The 19,475-nt window shown below is 60.8% G+C and carries 20 protein-coding genes; 9 read left to right on the top strand and 11 right to left on the bottom strand.

Annotated features, from left to right (window positions below):
• The first annotated feature begins 42 nt into the window (after window positions 1–42).
• From LOY28_RS21620 to LOY28_RS21585, 8 genes are read left to right on the top strand one after another with little or no spacing between them, the layout of a single operon-like run.
• On the top strand, window positions 43–798 hold the full coding sequence (locus tag LOY28_RS21620) for a heme ABC transporter permease (RefSeq protein ID WP_007939194.1): 756 nt from the start codon (window positions 43–45) through the stop codon (window positions 796–798).
• A complete protein-coding gene (gene ccmD / locus LOY28_RS21615; RefSeq protein ID WP_007939192.1) occupies window positions 795–971 on the top strand; it encodes a heme exporter protein CcmD in 177 nt (58 codons plus the stop codon). Before LOY28_RS21620 ends, ccmD begins: the two co-directional genes overlap by 4 nt.
• Window positions 968–1,423 carry a cytochrome c maturation protein CcmE gene (ccmE, locus tag LOY28_RS21610; RefSeq protein WP_007939191.1) on the top strand — a complete coding sequence of 152 codons (456 nt, stop codon included), beginning with the start codon at window positions 968–970 and terminating at the stop codon, window positions 1,421–1,423. The genes ccmD and ccmE overlap by 4 nt, the downstream gene beginning before the upstream one ends.
• 3 nt (window positions 1,424–1,426) lie before the next feature.
• Window positions 1,427–3,430 carry a heme lyase CcmF/NrfE family subunit gene (locus LOY28_RS21605; RefSeq protein ID WP_018925072.1) on the top strand — a complete coding sequence of 668 codons (2,004 nt, stop codon included), beginning with the start codon at window positions 1,427–1,429 and terminating at the stop codon, window positions 3,428–3,430.
• Window positions 3,427–3,963, top strand: a complete 537-nt coding sequence (locus LOY28_RS21600; RefSeq protein WP_018925073.1) for a DsbE family thiol:disulfide interchange protein — start codon at window positions 3,427–3,429, stop codon at window positions 3,961–3,963. The genes LOY28_RS21605 and LOY28_RS21600 overlap by 4 nt, the downstream gene beginning before the upstream one ends.
• On the top strand, window positions 3,960–4,433 hold the full coding sequence (locus tag LOY28_RS21595) for a cytochrome c-type biogenesis protein (protein WP_018925074.1): 474 nt from the start codon (window positions 3,960–3,962) through the stop codon (window positions 4,431–4,433). Before LOY28_RS21600 ends, LOY28_RS21595 begins: the two co-directional genes overlap by 4 nt.
• Window positions 4,426–5,634, top strand: coding sequence for a c-type cytochrome biogenesis protein CcmI (gene ccmI / locus LOY28_RS21590; protein WP_258612520.1), 1,209 nt, complete (start codon window positions 4,426–4,428; stop codon window positions 5,632–5,634). The genes LOY28_RS21595 and ccmI overlap by 8 nt, the downstream gene beginning before the upstream one ends.
• A gap of 14 nt (window positions 5,635–5,648) precedes the next feature.
• Complete coding sequence (locus tag LOY28_RS21585) at window positions 5,649–6,047, top strand: hypothetical protein (RefSeq protein ID WP_086945855.1); 399 nt, start codon at window positions 5,649–5,651, stop codon at window positions 6,045–6,047.
• A 56-nt stretch (window positions 6,048–6,103) separates the two neighbouring features.
• Here LOY28_RS21585 and LOY28_RS21580 read toward each other — a convergent pair whose 3' ends face one another.
• From LOY28_RS21580 to LOY28_RS21570, 3 genes are all read right to left on the bottom strand, one after another.
• Window positions 6,104–6,679, bottom strand: coding sequence for a PIN domain-containing protein (locus LOY28_RS21580; protein WP_064619432.1), 576 nt, complete (start codon window positions 6,677–6,679; stop codon window positions 6,104–6,106).
• Window positions 6,676–7,143, bottom strand: coding sequence for a helix-turn-helix domain-containing protein (locus LOY28_RS21575; protein ID WP_018925078.1), 468 nt, complete (start codon window positions 7,141–7,143; stop codon window positions 6,676–6,678). Before LOY28_RS21575 ends, LOY28_RS21580 begins: the two co-directional genes overlap by 4 nt.
• Window positions 7,144–7,387: 244 nt before the next feature.
• On the bottom strand, window positions 7,388–8,593 hold the full coding sequence (locus LOY28_RS21570) for an MFS transporter (protein ID WP_258612519.1): 1,206 nt from the start codon (window positions 8,591–8,593) through the stop codon (window positions 7,388–7,390).
• Window positions 8,594–8,828: 235 nt separating this feature from the next.
• Here LOY28_RS21570 and LOY28_RS21565 point away from each other — a divergent pair, with 235 nt between their 5' ends.
• Window positions 8,829–9,461: a hypothetical protein gene (locus LOY28_RS21565; protein WP_258612518.1), complete on the top strand. Its 633-nt coding sequence runs from the start codon at window positions 8,829–8,831 to the stop codon at window positions 9,459–9,461.
• A gap of 57 nt (window positions 9,462–9,518) precedes the next feature.
• Here the strand turns inward: LOY28_RS21565 and LOY28_RS21560 are convergent, their stop codons facing one another.
• The 8 genes from LOY28_RS21560 to gcl all read right to left on the bottom strand — a co-directional run bounded on the left by LOY28_RS21560 (window position 9,519) and on the right by gcl (window position 19,342).
• On the bottom strand, window positions 9,519–10,517 hold the full coding sequence (locus LOY28_RS21560) for a sulfate ABC transporter substrate-binding protein (RefSeq protein ID WP_018925081.1): 999 nt from the start codon (window positions 10,515–10,517) through the stop codon (window positions 9,519–9,521).
• Window positions 10,518–10,623: 106 nt separating this feature from the next.
• Entirely contained in the window at window positions 10,624–11,448 is an 825-nt protein-coding gene (locus LOY28_RS21555; protein ID WP_258612517.1) for an ion transporter, read from the bottom strand.
• A gap of 21 nt (window positions 11,449–11,469) precedes the next feature.
• Window positions 11,470–12,384 carry an urea transporter gene (locus LOY28_RS21550; RefSeq protein ID WP_258612516.1) on the bottom strand — a complete coding sequence of 305 codons (915 nt, stop codon included), beginning with the start codon at window positions 12,382–12,384 and terminating at the stop codon, window positions 11,470–11,472.
• Window positions 12,385–12,602: 218 nt separating this feature from the next.
• The gene (gene pyk / locus LOY28_RS21545; RefSeq protein WP_019648133.1) at window positions 12,603–14,018 is read right to left on the bottom strand and encodes a pyruvate kinase; all 1,416 of its coding nucleotides are present in this window, start codon (window positions 14,016–14,018) and stop codon (window positions 12,603–12,605) included.
• Window positions 14,008–15,288 carry a glycerate kinase gene (locus LOY28_RS21540; RefSeq protein ID WP_111454385.1) on the bottom strand — a complete coding sequence of 427 codons (1,281 nt, stop codon included), beginning with the start codon at window positions 15,286–15,288 and terminating at the stop codon, window positions 14,008–14,010. The genes pyk and LOY28_RS21540 overlap by 11 nt, the downstream gene beginning before the upstream one ends.
• A gap of 208 nt (window positions 15,289–15,496) precedes the next feature.
• Entirely contained in the window at window positions 15,497–16,390 is an 894-nt protein-coding gene (locus LOY28_RS21535; protein ID WP_258612515.1) for a 2-hydroxy-3-oxopropionate reductase, read from the bottom strand.
• A 226-nt stretch (window positions 16,391–16,616) separates the two neighbouring features.
• Window positions 16,617–17,399 carry a hydroxypyruvate isomerase gene (gene hyi, locus LOY28_RS21530; protein ID WP_018925087.1) on the bottom strand — a complete coding sequence of 261 codons (783 nt, stop codon included), beginning with the start codon at window positions 17,397–17,399 and terminating at the stop codon, window positions 16,617–16,619.
• Window positions 17,400–17,566: 167 nt separating this feature from the next.
• Window positions 17,567–19,342, bottom strand: coding sequence for a glyoxylate carboligase (gene gcl / locus LOY28_RS21525; protein WP_018925088.1), 1,776 nt, complete (start codon window positions 19,340–19,342; stop codon window positions 17,567–17,569).
• Window positions 19,343–19,475 lie beyond the last annotated feature (133 nt).

The raw sequence follows: 19,475 nt of genomic DNA, 5'->3' as shown, positions 1-19,475 counted from the left end.
GCTGTTTCGTGATAACGAACAGCAACCGTGATGGAAACAGCAATGAACTGGACCTGGTTTCATAAGCTCGGCTCGCCCAAATGGTTTTACGGCATCAGTGGCAAATTGCTGCCCTGGCTGAGCGTCGCGGCGTTGCTGCTGATTAGCGTCGGCGTGGTCTGGGGCCTGGCCTTCGCACCGCCGGACTACCAGCAAGGCAATAGCTTTCGAATCATCTATATCCACGTTCCTGCCGCCATGCTGGCGCAGTCGATCTACGTGATGCTGGCCGTGTGCGGCGTTGTCGGGCTGGTGTGGAAAATGAAACTGGCCGATGTCGCCCTGCAATGCGCCGCCCCGATCGGTGCCTGGATGACCGCCGTGGCGCTGGTTACCGGAGCGATCTGGGGCAAACCGACCTGGGGTTCGTGGTGGGTCTGGGATGCGCGACTTACGTCCATGTTGATTCTGCTGTTTCTGTACTTCGGTCTTATTGCGCTGGGCAACGCCATCAGCAATCGTGACAGCGCGGCCAAGGCCTGCGCGGTGCTGGCGATTGTCGGCGTGATCAACATCCCGATCATCAAATACTCGGTGGAGTGGTGGAACACCCTGCACCAGGGCGCGACGTTCACCCTCACCGAAAAACCGGCGATGCCCGCCGAGATGTGGCTGCCACTGCTGCTGACGGTGCTGGGGTTCTACTGTTTCTTCGGCGCGGTGCTGTTGCTGCGCATGCGCCTTGAAGTGCTCAAGCGCGAAGCCCGGGCGAGCTGGGTGAAATCCGAAGTGCAGAACAGTCTGGAGGCCGCTCGATGAGTTTCGCTTCATTCGGCGACTTTCTCGCCATGGGCCATCACGGCCTGTATGTCTGGTCAGCCTATGGCATTTGCCTGGCGGTGCTGGCCCTCAACGTGGCGGCGCCGATCCTGGCCCGCAAGCGGTATCTGCAACAAGAGGCGCGTCGTTTGCGCCGGGAGAACGGCCAGTGAATCCGCTGCGTAAAAAGCGTCTTGTCATCATTCTCGCGATCCTGGTCGGTGTCGGCGCTGCCGTCGGCCTGGCCCTGAGCGCCCTGCAGCAGAACATCAATCTGTTTTACACCCCGACCCAGATCGCCAATGGCGAAGCGCCGCAAGACACGCGCATCCGTGCGGGCGGCATGGTCGAAAAAGGCTCGCTGCAACGTTCCGGCGATTCCCTGGACGTGAAATTCATCGTCACCGACTTCAACAAATCCGTGACCATCAGCTATCGCGGCATCCTCCCGGACCTGTTCCGCGAAGGGCAGGGCATCGTTGCCCTCGGCAAGCTCAACGCTGATGGCGTGGTGGTGGCCGACGAAGTGCTGGCCAAGCACGACGAGAAGTACATGCCGCCGGAAGTGACCAAGGCGTTGAAAGACAGTGGTCAGTCGGCACCTACGCCAGCCAAGGAGGGCTAACGGATGACTTCCGCACTTTACAGCTCGGGGCTGTTCATCCCCGAACTCGGCCATCTGGCCATGATCCTGGCGTTGTGTTTTGCGTTGGTGCAGGCCGTGGTGCCGTTGCTCGGTGCCTGGCGCGGCGACCGTTTGTGGATGAGCCTGGCCCAGCCGGCCGCGTGGGGGCAGTTCGCGTTTTTGCTGTTCGCCTTCGGTTGCCTGACCTATGCGTTCATGACGGACGACTTCTCCGTCGCCTACGTGGCCAGCAACTCCAACAGCGCGCTGCCGTGGTACTACAAGTTCAGCGCCGTGTGGGGCGCTCACGAAGGGTCGTTGCTGCTGTGGGCGTTGATTCTCGGCGGCTGGACCTTCGCGGTGTCGGTGTTCTCCCGACAGTTGCCGCAAGTGATGCTGGCCCGGGTGCTGGCGGTGATGGGCATGATCAGCACGGGTTTCCTGCTGTTCCTGATCCTGACGTCTAACCCTTTCGCCCGGATCTTGCCGCAGATGCCGGCGGACGGGCGCGATCTTAATCCTCTGCTGCAAGACATCGGCCTGATTGTTCATCCGCCGATGCTGTACATGGGTTACGTCGGTTTCTCCGTGGCCTTCGCCTTCGCCATCGCCGCGCTGTTGGGCGGTCGTCTCGATGCGGCGTGGGCGCGCTGGTCCCGCCCGTGGACCATCGTCGCCTGGGCCTTCCTTGGCATCGGTATCACGTTGGGCTCCTGGTGGGCCTACTACGAACTCGGCTGGGGCGGCTGGTGGTTCTGGGACCCGGTGGAAAACGCGTCCTTCATGCCTTGGCTGGTGGGCACGGCGCTGATTCACTCGTTGGCGGTCACGGAAAAACGTGGTGTGTTCAAGAGCTGGACCGTGCTGTTGGCCATTGCCGCATTCTCGTTGAGCCTGCTCGGGACCTTCCTGGTGCGTTCCGGCGTGCTGACCTCGGTTCACGCCTTTGCCTCCGACCCTGAGCGTGGCGTGTTCATTCTGGTCTTCCTGCTGTTTGTGGTCGGTGGTTCATTGACGCTGTTCGCCCTGCGCGCGCCGGTGGTCAAGAGCCATGTCGGCTTCAACCTCTGGTCCCGGGAAACCCTGCTTCTGGGCAACAACCTGGTGCTGGTGGTGGCTGCTTCGATGATTCTGCTGGGCACCCTGTATCCGCTGATCCTTGACGCGATGACCGGTGCCAAGCTGTCGGTCGGCCCGCCGTACTTCAACGCGCTGTTCATTCCGTTGATGGCGATCCTGATGATAGTGATGGCGGTCGGTGTGGTGGTGCGCTGGAAAGACACCCCGGTCAAATGGCTGGTGAGCATGCTGACCCCGGTATTACTCGGCAGCGCCGCGCTGGCCGTCGTGGCGGGTGTTGCTTACGGCGATTTCAACTGGGCGGTGCTGGCAACCTTCATGTTGGCTGCCTGGGTGTTGCTGGCCGGTGTGCGGGACATTTTCGACAAGACTCGCCACAAAGGCTTGATCAAAGGACTGCCGACCCTGACCCGCAGTTATTGGGGCATGCAACTCGCGCATTTGGGCATTGCCGTGTGCGCGCTGGGTGTCGTGTTGTCGAGCCAGAACAGTGCCGAGCGTGATCTGCGCCTGGCGCCGGGTGAGTCCATGAGCCTGGCCGGTTACCAGTTTGTGTTCGAAGGCGCCAAGCACTTCGAAGGCCCGAACTTCACTTCCGACAAGGGCACCGTACGGGTGATCCGCGACGGTAAGGAAGTCAGCGTGCTGCACCCGGAAAAACGCCTGTACACGGTGCAGAACTCGATGATGACCGAGGCCGGGATCGACGCCGGTTTCACCCGTGACCTGTACGTCGCACTGGGCGAGCCGTTGGGCGAGGGCGCCTGGGCGGTTCGCGTGCACGTCAAACCGTTCGTGCGCTGGATCTGGTTCGGTGGGCTGCTCACAGGTGTAGGCGGGTTGCTGGCGGCGCTGGATCGCCGTTATCGGGTCAAGGTAAAAAGTCGTGTGCGTGAAGCGCTCGGCATGACGGGAGCCACCGCATGAGACGTTGGTTGATGCTGTTGCCGCTGGCGATTTTTCTGGTGGTTGCTGTTTTTCTGTATCGGGGGCTGTACCTGAACCCGGCCGAGTTGCCCTCGGCGATGATCGGCAAGCCGTTCCCGGAGTTTTCCCTGCTCTCGGTGCAGGGCGACAAAACCCTGACCAAAGCGGACATTCTGGGTAAACCGGCGCTGGTCAACGTCTGGGGCACCTGGTGCATTTCCTGCCGGGTCGAGCACCCGGTGTTGAACAAACTGGCCGAGAAGGGCGTGGTGATCTACGGCATCAACTACAAGGACACCAATGCAGACGCCTTGAAGTGGCTGGCCGAGTTCCACAACCCGTATCAACTGGACGTCCGTGACGATGAAGGCACCCTGGGCCTGAACCTCGGCGTGTATGGCGCACCGGAAACCTTCTTCATCGACGCCAAGGGCATCATCCGCGACAAATTCGTCGGGGTGATCGACGAACAGGTCTGGCGCGAAAAACTGGCGGCCAAGTATCAGGCGCTGGTCGACGAGGCCAAGCCATGAAGCGCTGGATTGCCGCCGCCGTTCTAGGGTTGAGCATGGCCGGTGTGGCCCACGCCGCCATCGATACCTATGAGTTCGCCAAAGAGGGCGATCGCGAGCGTTTTCGCGAGCTGACCAAAGAGCTGCGTTGCCCAAAGTGCCAGAATCAGGACATTGCCGATTCCAACGCACCGATCGCCGCCGACCTGCGCAAAGAGATTTTCCGCATGCTCGGCGAGGGCAAGGACAACCAGCAGATCATCGACTTCATGGTCGACCGCTACGGTGATTTCGTCCGCTATAAACCTGCTCTGAATGCCAAGACCGCATTGCTCTGGTTCGGCCCGGCCGGCCTGCTGCTGGGCGGTTTTGTGATCATCGCCGTGATCGTCCGCCGTCGTCGCGTGCAACGCGCTGACAGCCCGGACACGCTTTCTTTTGATGAGCGCGAGCGCCTCGACCACCTGTTGGATAAAACCAAGCATGATTGATTTCTGGCTCGCTGCAGGCCTGCTGCTTCTGGTAGCCCTGAGTTTTTTGCTGATCCCCGTTCTGCGCGGTCGTCGCGCCCAGCTTGAAGAGGATCGTACGGCGCTTAACGTCGCGCTGTATCAGGAGCGCGTGGCTGAGTTGCAGACTCAGCAGGAAGAAGGCGTACTCAACGCCGAGCAAATGAATGCCGGCCGCGCCGAAGCCGCCCGTGAACTGCTTGCCGACACCGAAGGCGTCGAGGCACCGCGAGTGTCGCGCCTGGGCAAGCCATTGCCATTGCTGGCGGCAATTCTGGTGCCTGTGCTGGGCCTTGGGCTGTACCTGCATTTCGGTGCCAGCGACAAAGTCGAGCTGACCCGCGAGTTCGCCCAGGCGCCGCAGTCGATGGAAGACATGACCCGTCGCCTGGAGCGTGCGGTTGCGGCCCAACCGGATTCGGCCGAAGGCCTGTATTTCCTTGGCCGCACTTACATGGCTCAGGACCGCCCTGGCGATGCGGCGAAGATCTTCGAACGCACCGTGAACCTGGCCGGTCGCCAGCCGGAACTGCTCGGGCAGTGGGCTCAGGCCCAATACTTCGCCGATGGCAAGAAGTGGTCGGGCAAGGTCCAGGCCCTGACTGACGAAGCACTGAAAGCCGATCCGAAGGAGGTCACCAGCCTCGGTCTGCTGGGCATCGCGGCCTTCGAAGGCGAGCGTTACCAGGAAGCTATCGACTACTGGAATCGTCTGTTGGTGCAACTGCCGCCGGATGACCAATCCCGTGTCGCACTGCAAGGCGGTATCGCCAAGGCCGCCGAGAAGCTTGAAGCCAGCGGTGGCAAGGTGGCTCAGGTTCAGGCGCCGGCAGTAAAGGTTGCAGCACTGCTCAAGGTGCGTGTCGATCTTGCACCGGACTTGAAAGCCAAGGTCCAGCCCGGCGACAGCGTGTTCATCTTCGCCCGCGCCACCGCAGGCCCGCCCGCACCATTGGCGGCCAAGCGTCTGACCGTTGCCGACCTGCCAGCGACCGTCGAGCTGGGCGATGCGGATGCAATGATGCCCCAGTTGAAACTGTCGAACTTCCCCGAAGTCCAACTGGTTGCGCGCATCTCCCGCGCCGGCCAACCGACTGCCGGCGAATGGATCGGTCGTAGCCAACCTTTGGCCACCAGCACCACCGCGCCACAAAAACTGACCATCGACAGCCCGGATAAATAACAGGAAACGCCACCATGACCGCCTTCGCTCGTATCACTCTCCTCAGCATGATGGTTTTGGGGCTAAGCGCTTGTGCGGTCCAGGAGCACGAGCCCGAACGGCTGCCGCCGATTCCGCCCTCACAGCCGAGCACCAAACCGACCACACCGAGCAAACCGGTCACGCCGAGCAAACCATCGAAGCCGGTGCAACGCACCTCCGCCAGCTTCGCCCCGCCACCGGGGGGCAACAGCCATTGGGATGCGAAACTCGGTGTTTACGTCCTCGACAATCAAACCAACACCTTCTACCGCCAGCGCACCTACTACCGCTGGGACAACGGCTGGAGCCGTTCGATCAGCCCGAACGGGCCGTGGGAAGAGACGGATATCCATGGAGTGCCGGGTGGGTTGGGCAGACAGTTCGGGCAGTAAATGGAAACGGCGATCTGAGGATCGCCGTTTTGCTTTCTGGCATTTATGAAAGGCGATTAAAGAATTGCCTGATAGTGGGTCAACGCCTTGCTCGACCGAGTCAGGCCCAGGCGTAACAGCAGTTCGAGATAAGTGCTGACATCCATCGGCGGCGTCTTTAGCTGTTTGCGTTGTCGTTGTGCTGCCGCAACAACTGCTGCCGGGTCCAGATCGAAGAGGTTATCGACGAACTCGTCAGGATGCTGGGCCTCGATGCCAAAAGGTCCCAGTGTTTCGTCAGGAAAATCTTTCTGATTAAAGGTCACAATGACACTGGCATTGCAGCGTATAGCGGCAGCCAGAACATGTCGGTCATCGACGTCAGGCAGTGTTAGCCCTTCGATCAGCCTTTCGTAACCGTAGACGCAAGCATCAGGTATGGCCTGATCCATCAAGTCGGACGTGCGATCCAACTGCTCTGTTGTCAGGTCCGGGCGGTTCTTCAGTAGATTGCGCTTCCATTCGTTATGTATCTCCAGTGACCATCGCGCCCTGAAACGCCCGGAGAGCGCGAGCCACATCAAAAAATCTCTCAAGGGGGCGGGGTACAAAACACATGCGTCATATACAGCGGTAAAAGGGGAGTGCCTCACTCGTATCCTGTCCTTAACGCTTGTGCCTGCTCGGCGAGAAGCGTCATTGCTTGCTCGCTGGCTATGTCGCGCTGGGTTTTATAGTCCATCAAATCGGTAAAGCGCACACGTCGGTGCTTGCCGGTTTTGTGGTAGGACAACTCACCGGACTCCAGCAGTTTGATCAGGTGCGGGCGTGAGACATTGAGCAAGTCCGCCGCTTCCTGGGTGGTCAGTTCAGCGTGTACCGGGACCACTTTGACGGCGTTGCCTGCAGCGAGCTCTGCCAGGATGTCGACAAGCAACCGAAGCGCTGAGGTGGGAAGTTCGACGCTGTGTGCTTCATTCTGCTCATCGAAAATCTGGATATGCTGAGTTTCGAATTGGGTGGCGAGGTAGGCAGCCAAGGCGCGCTGACCTTCGATAGCGGCCTGGACCTCACGCTCCATGGGCAGGTTAAGGGGGGGATGGATAACTGGTGACATGATGCTTTCCAATATTCTGAATAATCGATATTGGAAGGCTATTCGAATCAAACGAAAATCGCAATAAACGAAACGACCGGCTTTTCAGCTCCTTATGCAGTCGCGTTAGTGCTGGAGATCGGGTGTGTAGGCTTGTTCGCGAAGGCGGTGTGACATTTAGCAGAAATGTCGACTGACCTGACGCTTTCGCGGGCAAGCCCGCTCACCCAGGGACTTACGTTTGTTCACGATGTTTCTAACGTTGTTACGCCGTCGCCAGTGCCGGTTTCTCCGACACACTCAAAAACCGCAACAACGCCAGCAACGGAAACACGCTGCCGACGATCACGATCCACAACCAGCCACCGTGTTCGTACACCGCACTGGCCACTGATGAGCCGAACGCGCCGCCGATGAAGATGCTGGTCATGTACAGTGCATTCAGACGGCCGCGGCTCTTGGCGTCGAGGGTGTAGACCGCGCGCTGGCCGAGGACCATGTTCATTTGCACGCAGAAATCCAGTACCACGCCGGTCACGGCCAGGCCGATGACGCTGTAGGCCGGGTGGATGAAGGCCGGCAGGAAGCTCAGGCTGGCGAACAGCATCGCCAGCAGCGAGGCGAGGCGGGTGTGGCCGGCATCGGCCAGTCGACCAGCGATGGGTGCGGCAATCGCGCCGATGGCTCCGACCAGGGCGAAGATCGCGATCTGGGTTTGCGACAGACCGTGATTGCGCGCCAGTTCCAGCGGCACGGCGGTCCAGAACAGGCTGAACGTAGCGAACATGCAACCCTGATAAAACGCCCGTTGACGCAACACCGGTTGCTGGCGCAGCAGCGTCCAGAGCGAGCCCAGTAACTGGCCATAAGAGGCGCTGTGATCAGGCTGGCGCTTGGGCACCGTCAGGGCCAGTACGATGCTGATTGCAGCCATCAAAACTGCGGCAATGACGAACATAGCGCGCCAGCCGAAGTGGTCGGCCACTACGCTGGACACCGGCCGTGCCAGCAGAATCCCCAACAGCAGACCGCCCATGATCCCGCCAACCACACGGCCGCGCGACGCTTCCGGCGTCAGGTGGGCGGCCAGCGGAATCAGGATCTGTACCGACACCGAGCTGAAACCCACCAGCAACGAAATCAGCAGAAACACGTTCGGCTGATCGGTGAACGCCGCGCCTAGCAAACTGGCAATCGCCACCGCGGTGGTGATGATCATCAAGCGGCGGTTTTCCAGCAGATCGCCCAGCGGCACCAGGAAGAACAGGCCCAGCGCATAGCCAATCTGCGTCAGCGAAACGATCAGGCTGGCCATGGTGTCGGTCAGGCCGATGTCCGGCGCGATCAGGCCGATGATCGGCTGGGCGTAGTAGATGTTGGCGACGATCGCGCCGCAGCAGAAGGCGAAAAGCAGCACCATGCCCCGGGTCATTGTCGCGGCACCGTGGGGCGCCTGAGTCGCTGGATTCATAACATGGCTCGCTGAACAAGAAGGAATGCGCAGAGGCTAATCGGCTGGCTAGAGCGGCGGAAGAGGGTTTGGATTGATAGTAATCATTCTTTTGCGGAATGAGTGACGCCGGTATGCGCTGTCTGCCGATGAACCATGCGTCCAAACAGTGGGATCCGATGATACATTCACTGACATCCTCTTCGATAGCGTGCTTATGTTGTCCTGCGCTCCATAAACCGGAAGGTACTTCGATATGAATGCGATGTTCCGTCACCTGATCCGTGGCGCCTGCGTTGTTACCTTGATCAGCTTGTTCACGACAGGTTTTGCCCAGGCTGCCGATGTGCCGCCGGGAATGCGCGTTGGCGTGCGCGGCGAGATCACCGGCGTCAGCGCCGACGTCATGACGGTCCATGTCAACAGCGGCGAAAACGTGGTGATCAACCTGACCAAGGACACCAAAATTCGCGCCGTCACCCTGGCCAATATCGAAGACATCAAGCCCGGCAGCTACATCGGCTCGGCTGCCGTGCCGCAGGAGGATGGCACGCTCAAGGCGCTGGAAGTCCACGTCTTCCCGCCGGAACTGGCCGGCAGCGGCGACGGCCATCGGCCTTTTGATCTGGTCAAGGGCAGCAGCATGACCAATGGCAGCGTAGGCGATCTGGTGGTCAGCAACGGCCGGGTTCTGACCGTCAATTACAAGGGCGGCCAACAGACGATTCTGGTGCCGGAGGATGTGCCGATCGTCAATCTGGTGTCGGGGGATCGCAGCTTGCTGAAGGTGGGCGTGAAGATCGTGACGTTTGTGACCCAGAGTGCCGACGGGACGCTGACCGCTCAATCCATTTCGGCCGGTAAGGACGGTGTGACACCGCCGATGTAACGGTATCCCACAAAAAAGGCGACCTTCACAGGTCGCCTCTTTCATTGAACTCAGTGATTACTGGCCGTTGTAAATCTGGTCGAAAACCCCACCATCATTGAAGTGAGTCTTCTGCACGGTGCGCCAGTCACCAAAGGTCTTCTCCACCGACAGGAAATCCACTTTCGGGAAGCGATCGGTGTATTTCGCCAGCACCGCCGGGTCACGCGGACGCAGGTAGTTGGCAGCCGCAATTTCCTGACCTTCCGGCGACCACAGGTATTTCAGATACTCCTCGGCAACCGTGCGAGTGCCTTTCTTGTCGACGGTTTTGTCGACCACCGACACCGGCGGCTCGGCTTCGGCGGAAACACTCGGGTAAATCACTTCGAACTGATCACGACCAAACTCGCGAGCAATCATTTCCGCTTCGTTTTCGAAGGTCACCAGCACGTCGCCGATCTGGTTGGTCATGAACGTAGTCGTGGCCGCGCGGCCACCGGTATCCAGCACCGGCGCTTGTTTGAACAGTTTTCCGACAAAGGCTTTTGCCTTGTTTTCGTCACCGCCATTTTTCAGCACATAGCCCCAGGCCGAGAGGTAGGTGTAGCGGCCGTTGCCCGAGGTTTTCGGGTTGGGGACGATCACCTGCACGCCGTCCTTGAGCAGGTCCGGCCAGTCTTTCAGGGCTTTCGGGTTACCTTTGCGCACGATGAATACGGTGGCCGAAGTGAACGGCGCGCTGTTGTTCGGCAGGCGTGTGACCCAGTTGTCCGGGACCAGTTTGCCGTTGTCCGCCAGGGCGTTGATGTCGGTGGCCATGTTCATGGTGATGACGTCAGCCGGCAGGCCATCGATCACCGAGCGCGCCTGTTTGCTGGAGCCGCCGAAGGACATCTGCAGCGTGATGTTTTCGTTGTGCTCGGCTTGCCAGTGTTTCTGGAAGGCAGCGTTGTAGTCCTTGTAGAAATCTCGCATCACGTCGTAGGAAACGTTAAGCAGGGTCGGTGCGGCCTGAGCCATGCTGCTCAAGGCCAGGCCAGCGGCCAGAAGTGAGGCGCCAAAGAGTTTTTTCACTGCGCATTCCTTGTTTTATCAAACGTGTTCGATGGAAATTGTTGGCAATTTGCCAGCGACTATAGCCGGACTCGCATAGTCGCTTAAAGATTAAAAAACACTTTGCTTATTCCATTTTCTTGAACAACGCATTGCCACAACGAGAGCAGAACGCCGCGCTGTGCTCGTGGCTGTTTTTCTTGCAGACCGGGCAATCGTGCTGCAGTTGATCACCGCGCATGGCGTTGGCCAGTTCCGCGGTAAAGATCCCCGTCGGCACAGCGATGATCGAGTAACCGGTGATCATCACCAGGGATGAAATCACCTGGCCCAGCGGCGTCTTGGGCACGATGTCGCCAAAACCCACGGTGGTCAGCGTCACGATAGCCCAATAGATCCCTTTGGGAATGCTGGTGAAGCCGTGCTCCGGGCCTTCGATCACGTACATCAAGGTGCCGAATACCGTCACCAGTGTGCTGACGCTGAGCAGAAACACCACGATCTTCTGCTTGCTGCCGCGCAACGCCGACATCAAATAGTTGGCTTGTTTCAGATACGGGCTGAGCTTGAGCACGCGGAAAATCCGCAGCATTCGTATGATCCGGATGATCAGCAGGTACTGCGCATCGCTGTAATACAGCGCGAGAATACCCGGCACGATCGCCAGCAAATCCACCAACCCATAGAAGCTGAACGCGTAGCGCAGCGGCTTGGGTGAGCAATACAGGCGCAGGCCGTATTCGATGATGAAAATGACGGTGAAGCCCCACTCGATGTACGCCAGCACGTCGGCGTAGTTCTGGTGAACGCTGTCGATACTGTCCAGAACCACGATCACCAGGCTGGCGAGGATGATCAACAGCAAGATGCTGTCGAAGCGCCGACCGGCCCGGGTGTCGGTCTGGAAGATCATGACGTAAAGCTCTTCACGCCAGTTTTTGCTGCTGTCCATGGATAACGCCTGAATCGAGAATCAGCGCAGCCTAGGGTGATTCTCCCCGCCAGCGCAAGGTGCGCTGTCCATGGCGGACTGACGCAACACCCGAATGCCAGCGCGAATCAGCCAGCAGGCAAGAATGAACGGCGCGGTCAGCGTTGCCAGGCCCAGTGCGGCGAACCCCGGCGTGAGCAATACCGCGAGCAGAATGCCGAGCAGCGGCAGCCAGGGTTGGCGGCGTTGCGGGCTGAAGGCGAGGGCGGCGAGTACCGCGTTGTAACCGCTCAAACCCTGCAAGGCATTTGAAGTTTCGCCATGCAGAAGGGCAAATCCGAGGCCGGCAGCGGAGCCCAGCAGCGCCCAGACAAAGGCGTGGCGATCGGCGATCAGTAATCCGGCGGCAATCAGCGCGCCGGCCAGGGGATGGCCGAGAAACATGACTTGCCCCAGGCCTTTCAATTCGGCAGCGAGCAGGTTGAGGGTGTTCAGTTCGATCAGCGGCGCGGGTTGCTGTGGTGCGGCAAAGCCGAGCAATAACCAGCTCAACCCAACGAAGGGTGCGGTGTACGCCGGTAGACATTGATGATCGCGAGCACCTTTGAGCCATTGCTGAGTGAGCATCGCACTCAGGCCGCCGCAGGCGATGATCAGCGGTGGCAACAGTGCTGACCATGGGAAATACAGGCTCAGCAGCAGGCCGAGCAAAATACCGTTGTAACTGAATAGTCCGGCCTGACGATCCGCCTTGGCATACCCGCGACGTTGCGCGGTAAGCAACCCGGCGACACCGCCCAGCAGCGCACCGCCGAGCAGAGCGGGCGCGGTGAAAAGAATCGCTAACAGACACAACAGCCCGCTCAGCGGATGGCGCTGGAGAAAGATCTGGCTGAAGCCGTTAAGCAGGGCGGTCGCCCAGTCGGGGCAGTGGGTGTTGAAGTGGTTGGCAGGCATGGGTGGGGTCTAGGGCAGAGGAAAATCCAGGGTCTTGCACAAACCTGTGGCGAGGGAGCTTGCTCCCGCTGAGCTGCGGAGCAGCCCTGAAATCAGCAATGCGGTCTTTCTGTTGAAACCGTCATGCCAAAGCGACGACTGCTTCGCAGCCGAGCGGGAGCGAGCTCCCTCGCCACAGGGGTAGTTCTTACCGGGGTAGCTCTTACAGGGGGAGTTCTTTAGAGCAATGTCTCGATGCGCAACGAATTGGTTGACCCCGGCTGCCCAAAGGGCACGCCCGCGGTAATCAGCAACGTATCCCCGCGCTGAGCCATCCCCTGTGCCTGAGCGATTTCCAGCGCCGTCGAGCACACTTCATCCACCTGTCGCAGCCGATCGTTGACCACCGAGTGCACGCCCCACGCCACCGTCAATCGCCGGGCGGTTTGCAGGTTTGGCGTCAGGTTGAGGATCGGCACCGTCGGCCGCTCCCGTGCGGCCCGCAGGCTCGAGGTGCCGGACTCGCTGTAGTTCACCAGCACCGCCACCGGCAGCACGTTGCTGATGCGGCGGATCGCGCAACTGATGGCGTCCGACACCGTGGCCTCGGCTTTTGGCCGGCTCACGTCCAGTTGGGTCTGATAATCCGGGCCGTTTTCCACCTGGCGGATGATCTTGCTCATCATCTGCACGGCTTCCAGCGGGTACTCGCCAGACGCGGTTTCCGCCGACAGCATCACCGCATCCGCGCCTTCGGCCACCGCGTTGGCGACGTCGGTGACTTCGGCGCGGGTCGGGGCCGGGGAGAAGCGCATCGACTCCAGCATCTGCGTCGCCACCACCACCGGTTTGCCGAGTTGGCGGCAGGTGCCGATGATGTTTTTCTGAATCTGCGGCACGCTTTCGGCCGGCACTTCCACGCCCAGATCACCGCGAGCGACCATGATCGCATCGCTCAATTCAGCGATTTCCCGCAGCTGAGTCACGGCCGATGGCTTCTCGATCTTGGCCATCAAGAACGCTTTGTCGCCGATCAGCGCGCGGGCTTCGCGGATGTCTTCCGGGCGTTGCACGAACGACAGCGCGACCCAGTCCACCCCCAGCTCCAGACCGAAGCTCAAATCACGGCGGTCCTTGGCGGTCAGCGGGCTCAGGTCGAGCACCGCTTGCGGCACGTTGACGCCTTTGCGGTCCGACAGTTCGCCGCCGTTGAGCACCGTGGTGTCGATGGCGTCGGCGTACTTGGTCACCACCCGCAGGCGCAGCTTGCCATCATCCAGCAGCAAGTCCATGCCGGGCTCCAGCGCGGCGATGATTTCCGGGTGGGGCAGGTTGACCCGGCGCTCGTCCCCCGGCGTCGCATCCAGATCCAGGCGCAGCGCCTGGCCGCGATATAGCTGCACTTTGCCCTGGGCGAATTTGCCGACCCGCAGTTTCGGGCCTTGCAGGTCCATCAGAATCCCCAGCGGATAATTCAGCTGGCGCTCGACTTCACGAATCCACTGATAGCGCTGCGCGTGGTCGGCGTGATCGCCGTGGCTGAAGTTCAGGCGAAAGATATTGACCCCGGCGCGCACCAGTTCACGGATATCGTCGATCCCGTCGGTGGCCGGGCCGAGGGTGGCGAGGATTTTGACCTTCTTGTCAGGCGTCATGATTAGGGCTCTCGAGAATCAGAATGGCGCGGAAGTCGTTGACGTTGGTACGGGTCGGCTCGGTGACGATCAGTGCATCGAGCGCCGCGAAGTAGCCATAGCCATTGTTATTGTCCAGCTCATCGCAGGCAGTGAGGCCGAGGGCGGCGGCACGGGCATAGCTGTCCGGAGTCATGATGGCGCCGGCGTTGTCTTCGGAGCCGTCGATGCCGTCGGTGTCACCGGCCAGGGCGTAGACGCCGGGCAGGCCTTTGAGGCTGTCGGTCAGGCTCAACAGGAATTCGGCGTTGCGCCCGCCACGGCCATTGCCGCGCACGGTGACGGTGGTTTCGCCGCCGGACAGAATCACGCACGGCGCCGCCAGCGGCTGGCCGTGCTGGACGATCTGCCGCGCAATGCCGGCGTGGACCTTCGCCACTTCCCGGGATTCACCTTCCAGGTCGCCGAGAATCAACGGGCTGAAACCCGCCTGACGGGCTTTCACCGCCGCCGCTTCCAGTGACTGCTGTGGGCGGGCGATCAATTGGAAATGACTGCGGGCCAGGCTCGGATCGCCGGGTTTGACCGTCTCCGACTCGGGACTTTGCAGCCAGGTGCGCACCGAGGCCGGGACTTCGATGGCATAGCGCTTGAGGATCGCCAACGCTTCAGCCGAGGTGCTCGGGTCGGCCACGGTGGGGCCGGAGGCGATGACCGTGGCGAGGTCGCCCGGCACATCGGAAATCGCATAGGTGTAAACCGTGGCGGGCCAGCAGGCTTTGCCCAGACGCCCACCCTTGATCGCCGAGAGGTGCTTGCGCACGCAGTTCATCTCGCCGATGGTCGCGCCGGATTTGAGCAGCGCTTTGTTGATCGATTGCTTGTCGGCGAGGGTGATGCCGGCGGCGGGCAAGGCGAGCAGGGCAGAGCCACCGCCCGAGAGCAGGAAGATCACGCGGTCGTCTTCGCTCAGGTTGCTGACCAGTTCCAGAACCCGTTTCGCGACGGCCAGACCGGCAGCGTCCGGCACCGGGTGCGCGGCTTCGACCACTTCGATTTTTTCGCACGGGGCGCCGTGGCCGTAGCGGGTCACCACCAGGCCAGACACTTCACCCTGCCAGCAGCGTTCGACCACCTGGGCCATGGCTGCGGCGGCTTTACCGGCGCCGATGACGATCACCCGACCGCTGCGGTCGGTTGGCAAATGGGCTTCAAGGACATGCTGCGGATGGGCCGCGTCGATGGCTGTGGCAAACAGCTCGCGCAGCAATTGTTGCGGATTGACCGACATGGCGGGCTCCCGGAATTCTTGTTATTGGGTTTGTCGCGGACCCTGTGGGAGCGACTCTGTGGCGAGGGGGCTTGCCCCCGTTGGGTTGCGAAGCAGCCCCAAAATCTGTGATGCACTGAAGATCTTGTGAGTGCTACGCACTCAAACGGGGGCAAGCCCCCTCGCCACAGGCTCGCTCCTGCAGGTTTGATGCGGTTTGGGGCAGGGCTTACTTCTTGTCGCGAATCGAGAAATTCGCCATGTGTTCCAGGCCCTTGATCAGCGCCGAGTGATCCCAGTTGCTGCCACCGATGGCCGCGCAGGTGCTGAACACCTGTTGGGTATTGGCGGTGTTCGGCAGGTTGATGTTCAGCTCGCGCGCACCGGCCAGGGCCAGGTTCAGGTCCTTCTGGTGCAGGCTGATGCGGAAGCCCGGGTCGAAGGTGCCCTTGATCATGCGCTCGCCGTGAACTTCCAGGATCTTCGACGAGGCGAAACCACCCATCAGCGCTTCACGCACTTTCGCTGGGTCGGCACCGTTTTTCGAGGCGAACAGCAGCGCTTCGGCCACGGCCTGGATGTTCAGCGCGACGATGATCTGGTTCGCCACTTTCGCGGTTTGCCCATCGCCGTTGCCACCGACCAGGGTGATGTTCTTGCCCATGGCCTGGAACAGCGGCAGGGCGCGTTCGAAGGCATCGGCTTCACCACCGACCATGATGCTCAGGGTCGCAGCCTTGGCGCCGACTTCACCGCCGGAAACCGGGGCGTCGAGGTATTGCGCGCCTTTTTCGTTGATTTTGGCGGCGAAGGTTTTGGTGGCCGTCGGCGAGATCGAGCTCATGTCGATCACGACTTTGCCCTTGCCGACGCCCGCCGCCACACCGTCGGCGCGGAACAGCACGTCATCGACCTGCGGGGTATCGGGAACCATGACGATGATGAATTCGGCTTCCTGGGCGACTTCTTTCGGGTTCGCCAGGGCGACGGCGCCAGCGGCCACCAGATCGGCAGGCGCAGGGTCGTGGTGCGCCGACAGGAACAGGCTGTGACCGGCTTTCTGCAGGTTCAACGCCATTGGGTGGCCCATGATGCCGGTGCCGATAAATCCGATTTTAGCCATGAGAAAATCCTCTTGTTTTTGTGTCGCCAAATAATGTGCGCGTAGCGGAGGTAGACCACATTCTGTGGCGAGGGAGCTTGCTCCCGCTGGGTTGCGAAGCGACCCCAAACCAACCGCCGTGGTGTGCCAGATAAAACTTGCTCGCAGGTTTACGACTGCTTCGCAGCCGAACGGGGCGGTGCGGCGTTCCGACAAGCCCCCTCGCCACAATGGTTCTGTTTCAACATCAGATCGCGTTATGGGTTTTCAACCAGCCCAGACCCGCTTCGGTCGTGGTCAGCGGCTTGTATTCACAGCCGACCCAGCCCTGATAACCGATGCGGTCCAGATGTTCGAACAGGAAGCGGTAGTTGATTTCACCGGTGCCCGGTTCGTTGCGCCCTGGGTTGTCCGCCAATTGCACGTGGTTGATTTCGTCCAGGTGCGCGGCCATGGTGCGGGCCAGGTCGCCCTCCATGATTTGCATGTGATAGATGTCGTATTGCAGGAACAGGTTGGCACTGCCGACCTGTTCGCGAATCGACAGGGCTTGCGCCGTGTTGTTCAGGTAGAAGCCCGGGATGTCGCGGGTGTTGATCGCTTCCATCACCAGTTTGATGCCCGCCGCTTGCAGCTTGTCGGCCGCGTACTTGAGGTTGGCGACGAAGGTTTTTTCCACGGTGGCCTCGTCGACGCCTTGTGGACGAATACCGGCCAGGCAGTTGACCTGGGTGTTGCCCAGCACTTGGGCGTAGGCAATGGCCAGATCGACACCGGCGCGGAACTCTTCGACCCGATCCGGCAGGCACGCGATACCGCGTTCGCCCTTGGCCCAGTCACCGGCCGGCAGGTTGAACAGCACCTGGGTCAGACCGTTGGCATCGAGCCTGGCCTTGATTTCGGCGGAGCTGAAGTCATAGGGGAACAGGTACTCGACACCACTGAAGCCAGCCTTGGCGGCAGCGTCGAAACGGGCAAGAAAATCCTGCTCGGTGAACAGCATGGACAGGTTGGCTGCGAAACGCGGCATGGTGGTCTCCTGTAAAGGTGTGTAGGCCCTCTGTGGGAAGCAAGCCTGTGTGGCGAGGGAGCTTGCTCCCGTTGGGTCGCGAAGCGGCCCCAAAAACTTTGCGACTGCTTCGCAGCCGAGCGGGAGCAAGCTCCCTCGCCACATAGACTCGCTCACCACAGGGGGGATCAATCGAGCAACGAAATCGCCGTTGGCGCATCGTTGCCGACCAGCGCCAGGTCTTCGAATTCGTTGACGGCGTTGATCTCGGTGCCCATGGAAATGTTGGTCACGCGCTCCAGAATGATCTCGACGATTACCGGCACCTTGAACTCTTCGATCATCTCCTGAGCCTTGCGCAGGGCAGGCTGGATCTGGCCGGGTTCGAATACCCGCAGGGCCTTGCAACCCAGGCCTTCGGCGACCGCGACATGGTCGACACCGTAGCCGTTGAGCTCTGGAGCGTTGAGGTTGTCGAAGGACAGCTGCACGCAGTAGTCCATGTCGAAACCGCGCTGCGCCTGACGGATCAGCCCCAGGTACGAGTTGTTCACCACGACGTGGATGTACGGCAGCTTGAACTGCGCGCCCACCGCCAGTTCTTCGATCATGAACTGGAAGTCGTAGTCGCCCGAGAGCGCCACCACCTTGCGGGTCGGATCGGCCTTGACCACGCCGAGCGCGGCCGGAATGGTCCAGCCCAACGGGCCGGCCTGGCCGCAGTTGATCCAGTGACGCGGTTTGTAGACGTGCAGGAACTGCGCGCCGGCAATCTGCGACAGACCGATGGTGCTGACGTAGCAGGTGTCCTTGCCGAACACCTGGTTCATCTCTTCGTAAACGCGCTGCGGCTTGACCGGCACGTTGTCGAAGTGAGTCTTGCGCTGCAGGCTGGCTTTGCGCTGCTGACAGTCTTGCAGCCAGGCGCTGCGGTTTTTCAGCTTGCCAGCGGCTTGCCACTCGCGAGCGACTTCGATGAACACGGTCAACGCGGCAGCGGCGTCGGACACGATGCCCAGGTCCGGGGTGAACACGCGGCCGATCTGGGTCGGTTCGATGTCGACGTGGATGAATTTGCGGCCTTCGGTGTAAACGTCGACCGAACCGGTGTGACGGTTGGCCCAGCGGTTACCGACGCCCAGCACCACGTCGGACTTCAACATCGTGGCGTTGCCATAGCGGTGCGAGGTTTGCAACCCGACCATGCCGACCATCAACGGGTGATCGTCCGGGATGGTGCCCCAGCCCATCAGGGTCGGGATGACCGGAATACCGGTCAGCTCGGCGAACTCCACCAGCAACTCGCTGGCGTCGGCATTGATGATGCCGCCACCGGCCACCAGCAATGGGCGTTCAGCCTGGTCGAGCATGGCCAGGGCTTTTTCCACCTGCACGCGGGTCGCGCTCGGCTTGGCCAATGGCAGCGGCTGGTAGGCGTCGATGTCGAATTCGATTTCGGCCATCTGCACGTCGAACGGTAGGTCGATCAGCACCGGGCCAGGACGGCCGGAGCGCATTTCGTAGAAGGCTTTCTGGAACGCGTAAGGCACCTGGCCCGGCTCCAGAACCGTGGTCGCCCACTTGGTAACCGGCTTGACTATGCTGGTGATGTCGACGGCCTGGAAGTCTTCCTTGTGCATACGGGCCCGCGGTGCTTGCCCGGTGATGCACAGGATCGGGATCGAGTCGGCCGAGGCGCTGTAGAGCCCGGTGACCATGTCGGTACCGGCAGGTCCCGATGTGCCGATGCACACGCCAATGTTGCCGGCCTTGGTGCGGGTGTAACCCTCGGCCATGTGCGAGGCGCCTTCAACGTGGCGAGCGAGGACGTGATCGATGCCACCGACCTTCTGCAAGGCGGAGTACAGCGGGTTGATCGCGGCGCCCGGGATGCCGAAAGCGGTATCGACCCCTTCACGGCGCATCACCAGAACGGCGGCTTCGATTGCTCTCATTTTGCTCATGGTTTTGTGCCTCTTACGTTTTGTAATTGTATACAAGTGGCTTTGCGCAGAGTGTATTCACGGCGGACGGCGCAGGTCAATCCATTTTCTCAAGCGGCTGTTTCATTCGTCGGAAGCCCAAATAACTGTGGCT

The sequence above is a fragment of the Pseudomonas sp. B21-017 genome, assembly GCF_024749245.1.
GTDB lineage: Bacteria > Pseudomonadota > Gammaproteobacteria > Pseudomonadales > Pseudomonadaceae > Aquipseudomonas.
This window is presented reverse-complemented; position numbering and strand designations above follow the sequence as displayed.

Excerpts from the sequence above, each read along its gene's own strand:
- LOY28_RS21620 (WP_007939194.1), top strand. The coding sequence starts at position 43 with ATGAACTGGACCTGGTTTCATAAGCTCGGCTCGCCCAAATGGTTTTAC.
- gcl (WP_018925088.1), bottom strand. The coding sequence starts at position 19,342 with ATGAGCAAAATGAGAGCAATCGAAGCCGCCGTTCTGGTGATGCGCCGT.
- LOY28_RS21550 (WP_258612516.1), bottom strand. The coding sequence starts at position 12,384 with ATGCCTGCCAACCACTTCAACACCCACTGCCCCGACTGGGCGACCGCC.
- LOY28_RS21575 (WP_018925078.1), bottom strand. The coding sequence starts at position 7,143 with ATGTCACCAGTTATCCATCCCCCCCTTAACCTGCCCATGGAGCGTGAG.
- ccmD (WP_007939192.1), top strand. The coding sequence starts at position 795 with ATGAGTTTCGCTTCATTCGGCGACTTTCTCGCCATGGGCCATCACGGC.
- LOY28_RS21595 (WP_018925074.1), top strand. The coding sequence starts at position 3,960 with ATGAAGCGCTGGATTGCCGCCGCCGTTCTAGGGTTGAGCATGGCCGGT.
- LOY28_RS21540 (WP_111454385.1), bottom strand. The coding sequence starts at position 15,288 with ATGTCGGTCAATCCGCAACAATTGCTGCGCGAGCTGTTTGCCACAGCC.
- LOY28_RS21555 (WP_258612517.1), bottom strand. The coding sequence starts at position 11,448 with ATGGACAGCAGCAAAAACTGGCGTGAAGAGCTTTACGTCATGATCTTC.
- LOY28_RS21535 (WP_258612515.1), bottom strand. The coding sequence starts at position 16,390 with ATGGCTAAAATCGGATTTATCGGCACCGGCATCATGGGCCACCCAATG.
- ccmI (WP_258612520.1), top strand. The coding sequence starts at position 4,426 with ATGATTGATTTCTGGCTCGCTGCAGGCCTGCTGCTTCTGGTAGCCCTG.
- LOY28_RS21600 (WP_018925073.1), top strand. The coding sequence starts at position 3,427 with ATGAGACGTTGGTTGATGCTGTTGCCGCTGGCGATTTTTCTGGTGGTT.
- LOY28_RS21585 (WP_086945855.1), top strand. The coding sequence starts at position 5,649 with ATGACCGCCTTCGCTCGTATCACTCTCCTCAGCATGATGGTTTTGGGG.
- LOY28_RS21570 (WP_258612519.1), bottom strand. The coding sequence starts at position 8,593 with ATGAATCCAGCGACTCAGGCGCCCCACGGTGCCGCGACAATGACCCGG.
- hyi (WP_018925087.1), bottom strand. The coding sequence starts at position 17,399 with ATGCCGCGTTTCGCAGCCAACCTGTCCATGCTGTTCACCGAGCAGGAT.
- LOY28_RS21565 (WP_258612518.1), top strand. The coding sequence starts at position 8,829 with ATGAATGCGATGTTCCGTCACCTGATCCGTGGCGCCTGCGTTGTTACC.
- LOY28_RS21605 (WP_018925072.1), top strand. The coding sequence starts at position 1,427 with ATGACTTCCGCACTTTACAGCTCGGGGCTGTTCATCCCCGAACTCGGC.
- pyk (WP_019648133.1), bottom strand. The coding sequence starts at position 14,018 with ATGACGCCTGACAAGAAGGTCAAAATCCTCGCCACCCTCGGCCCGGCC.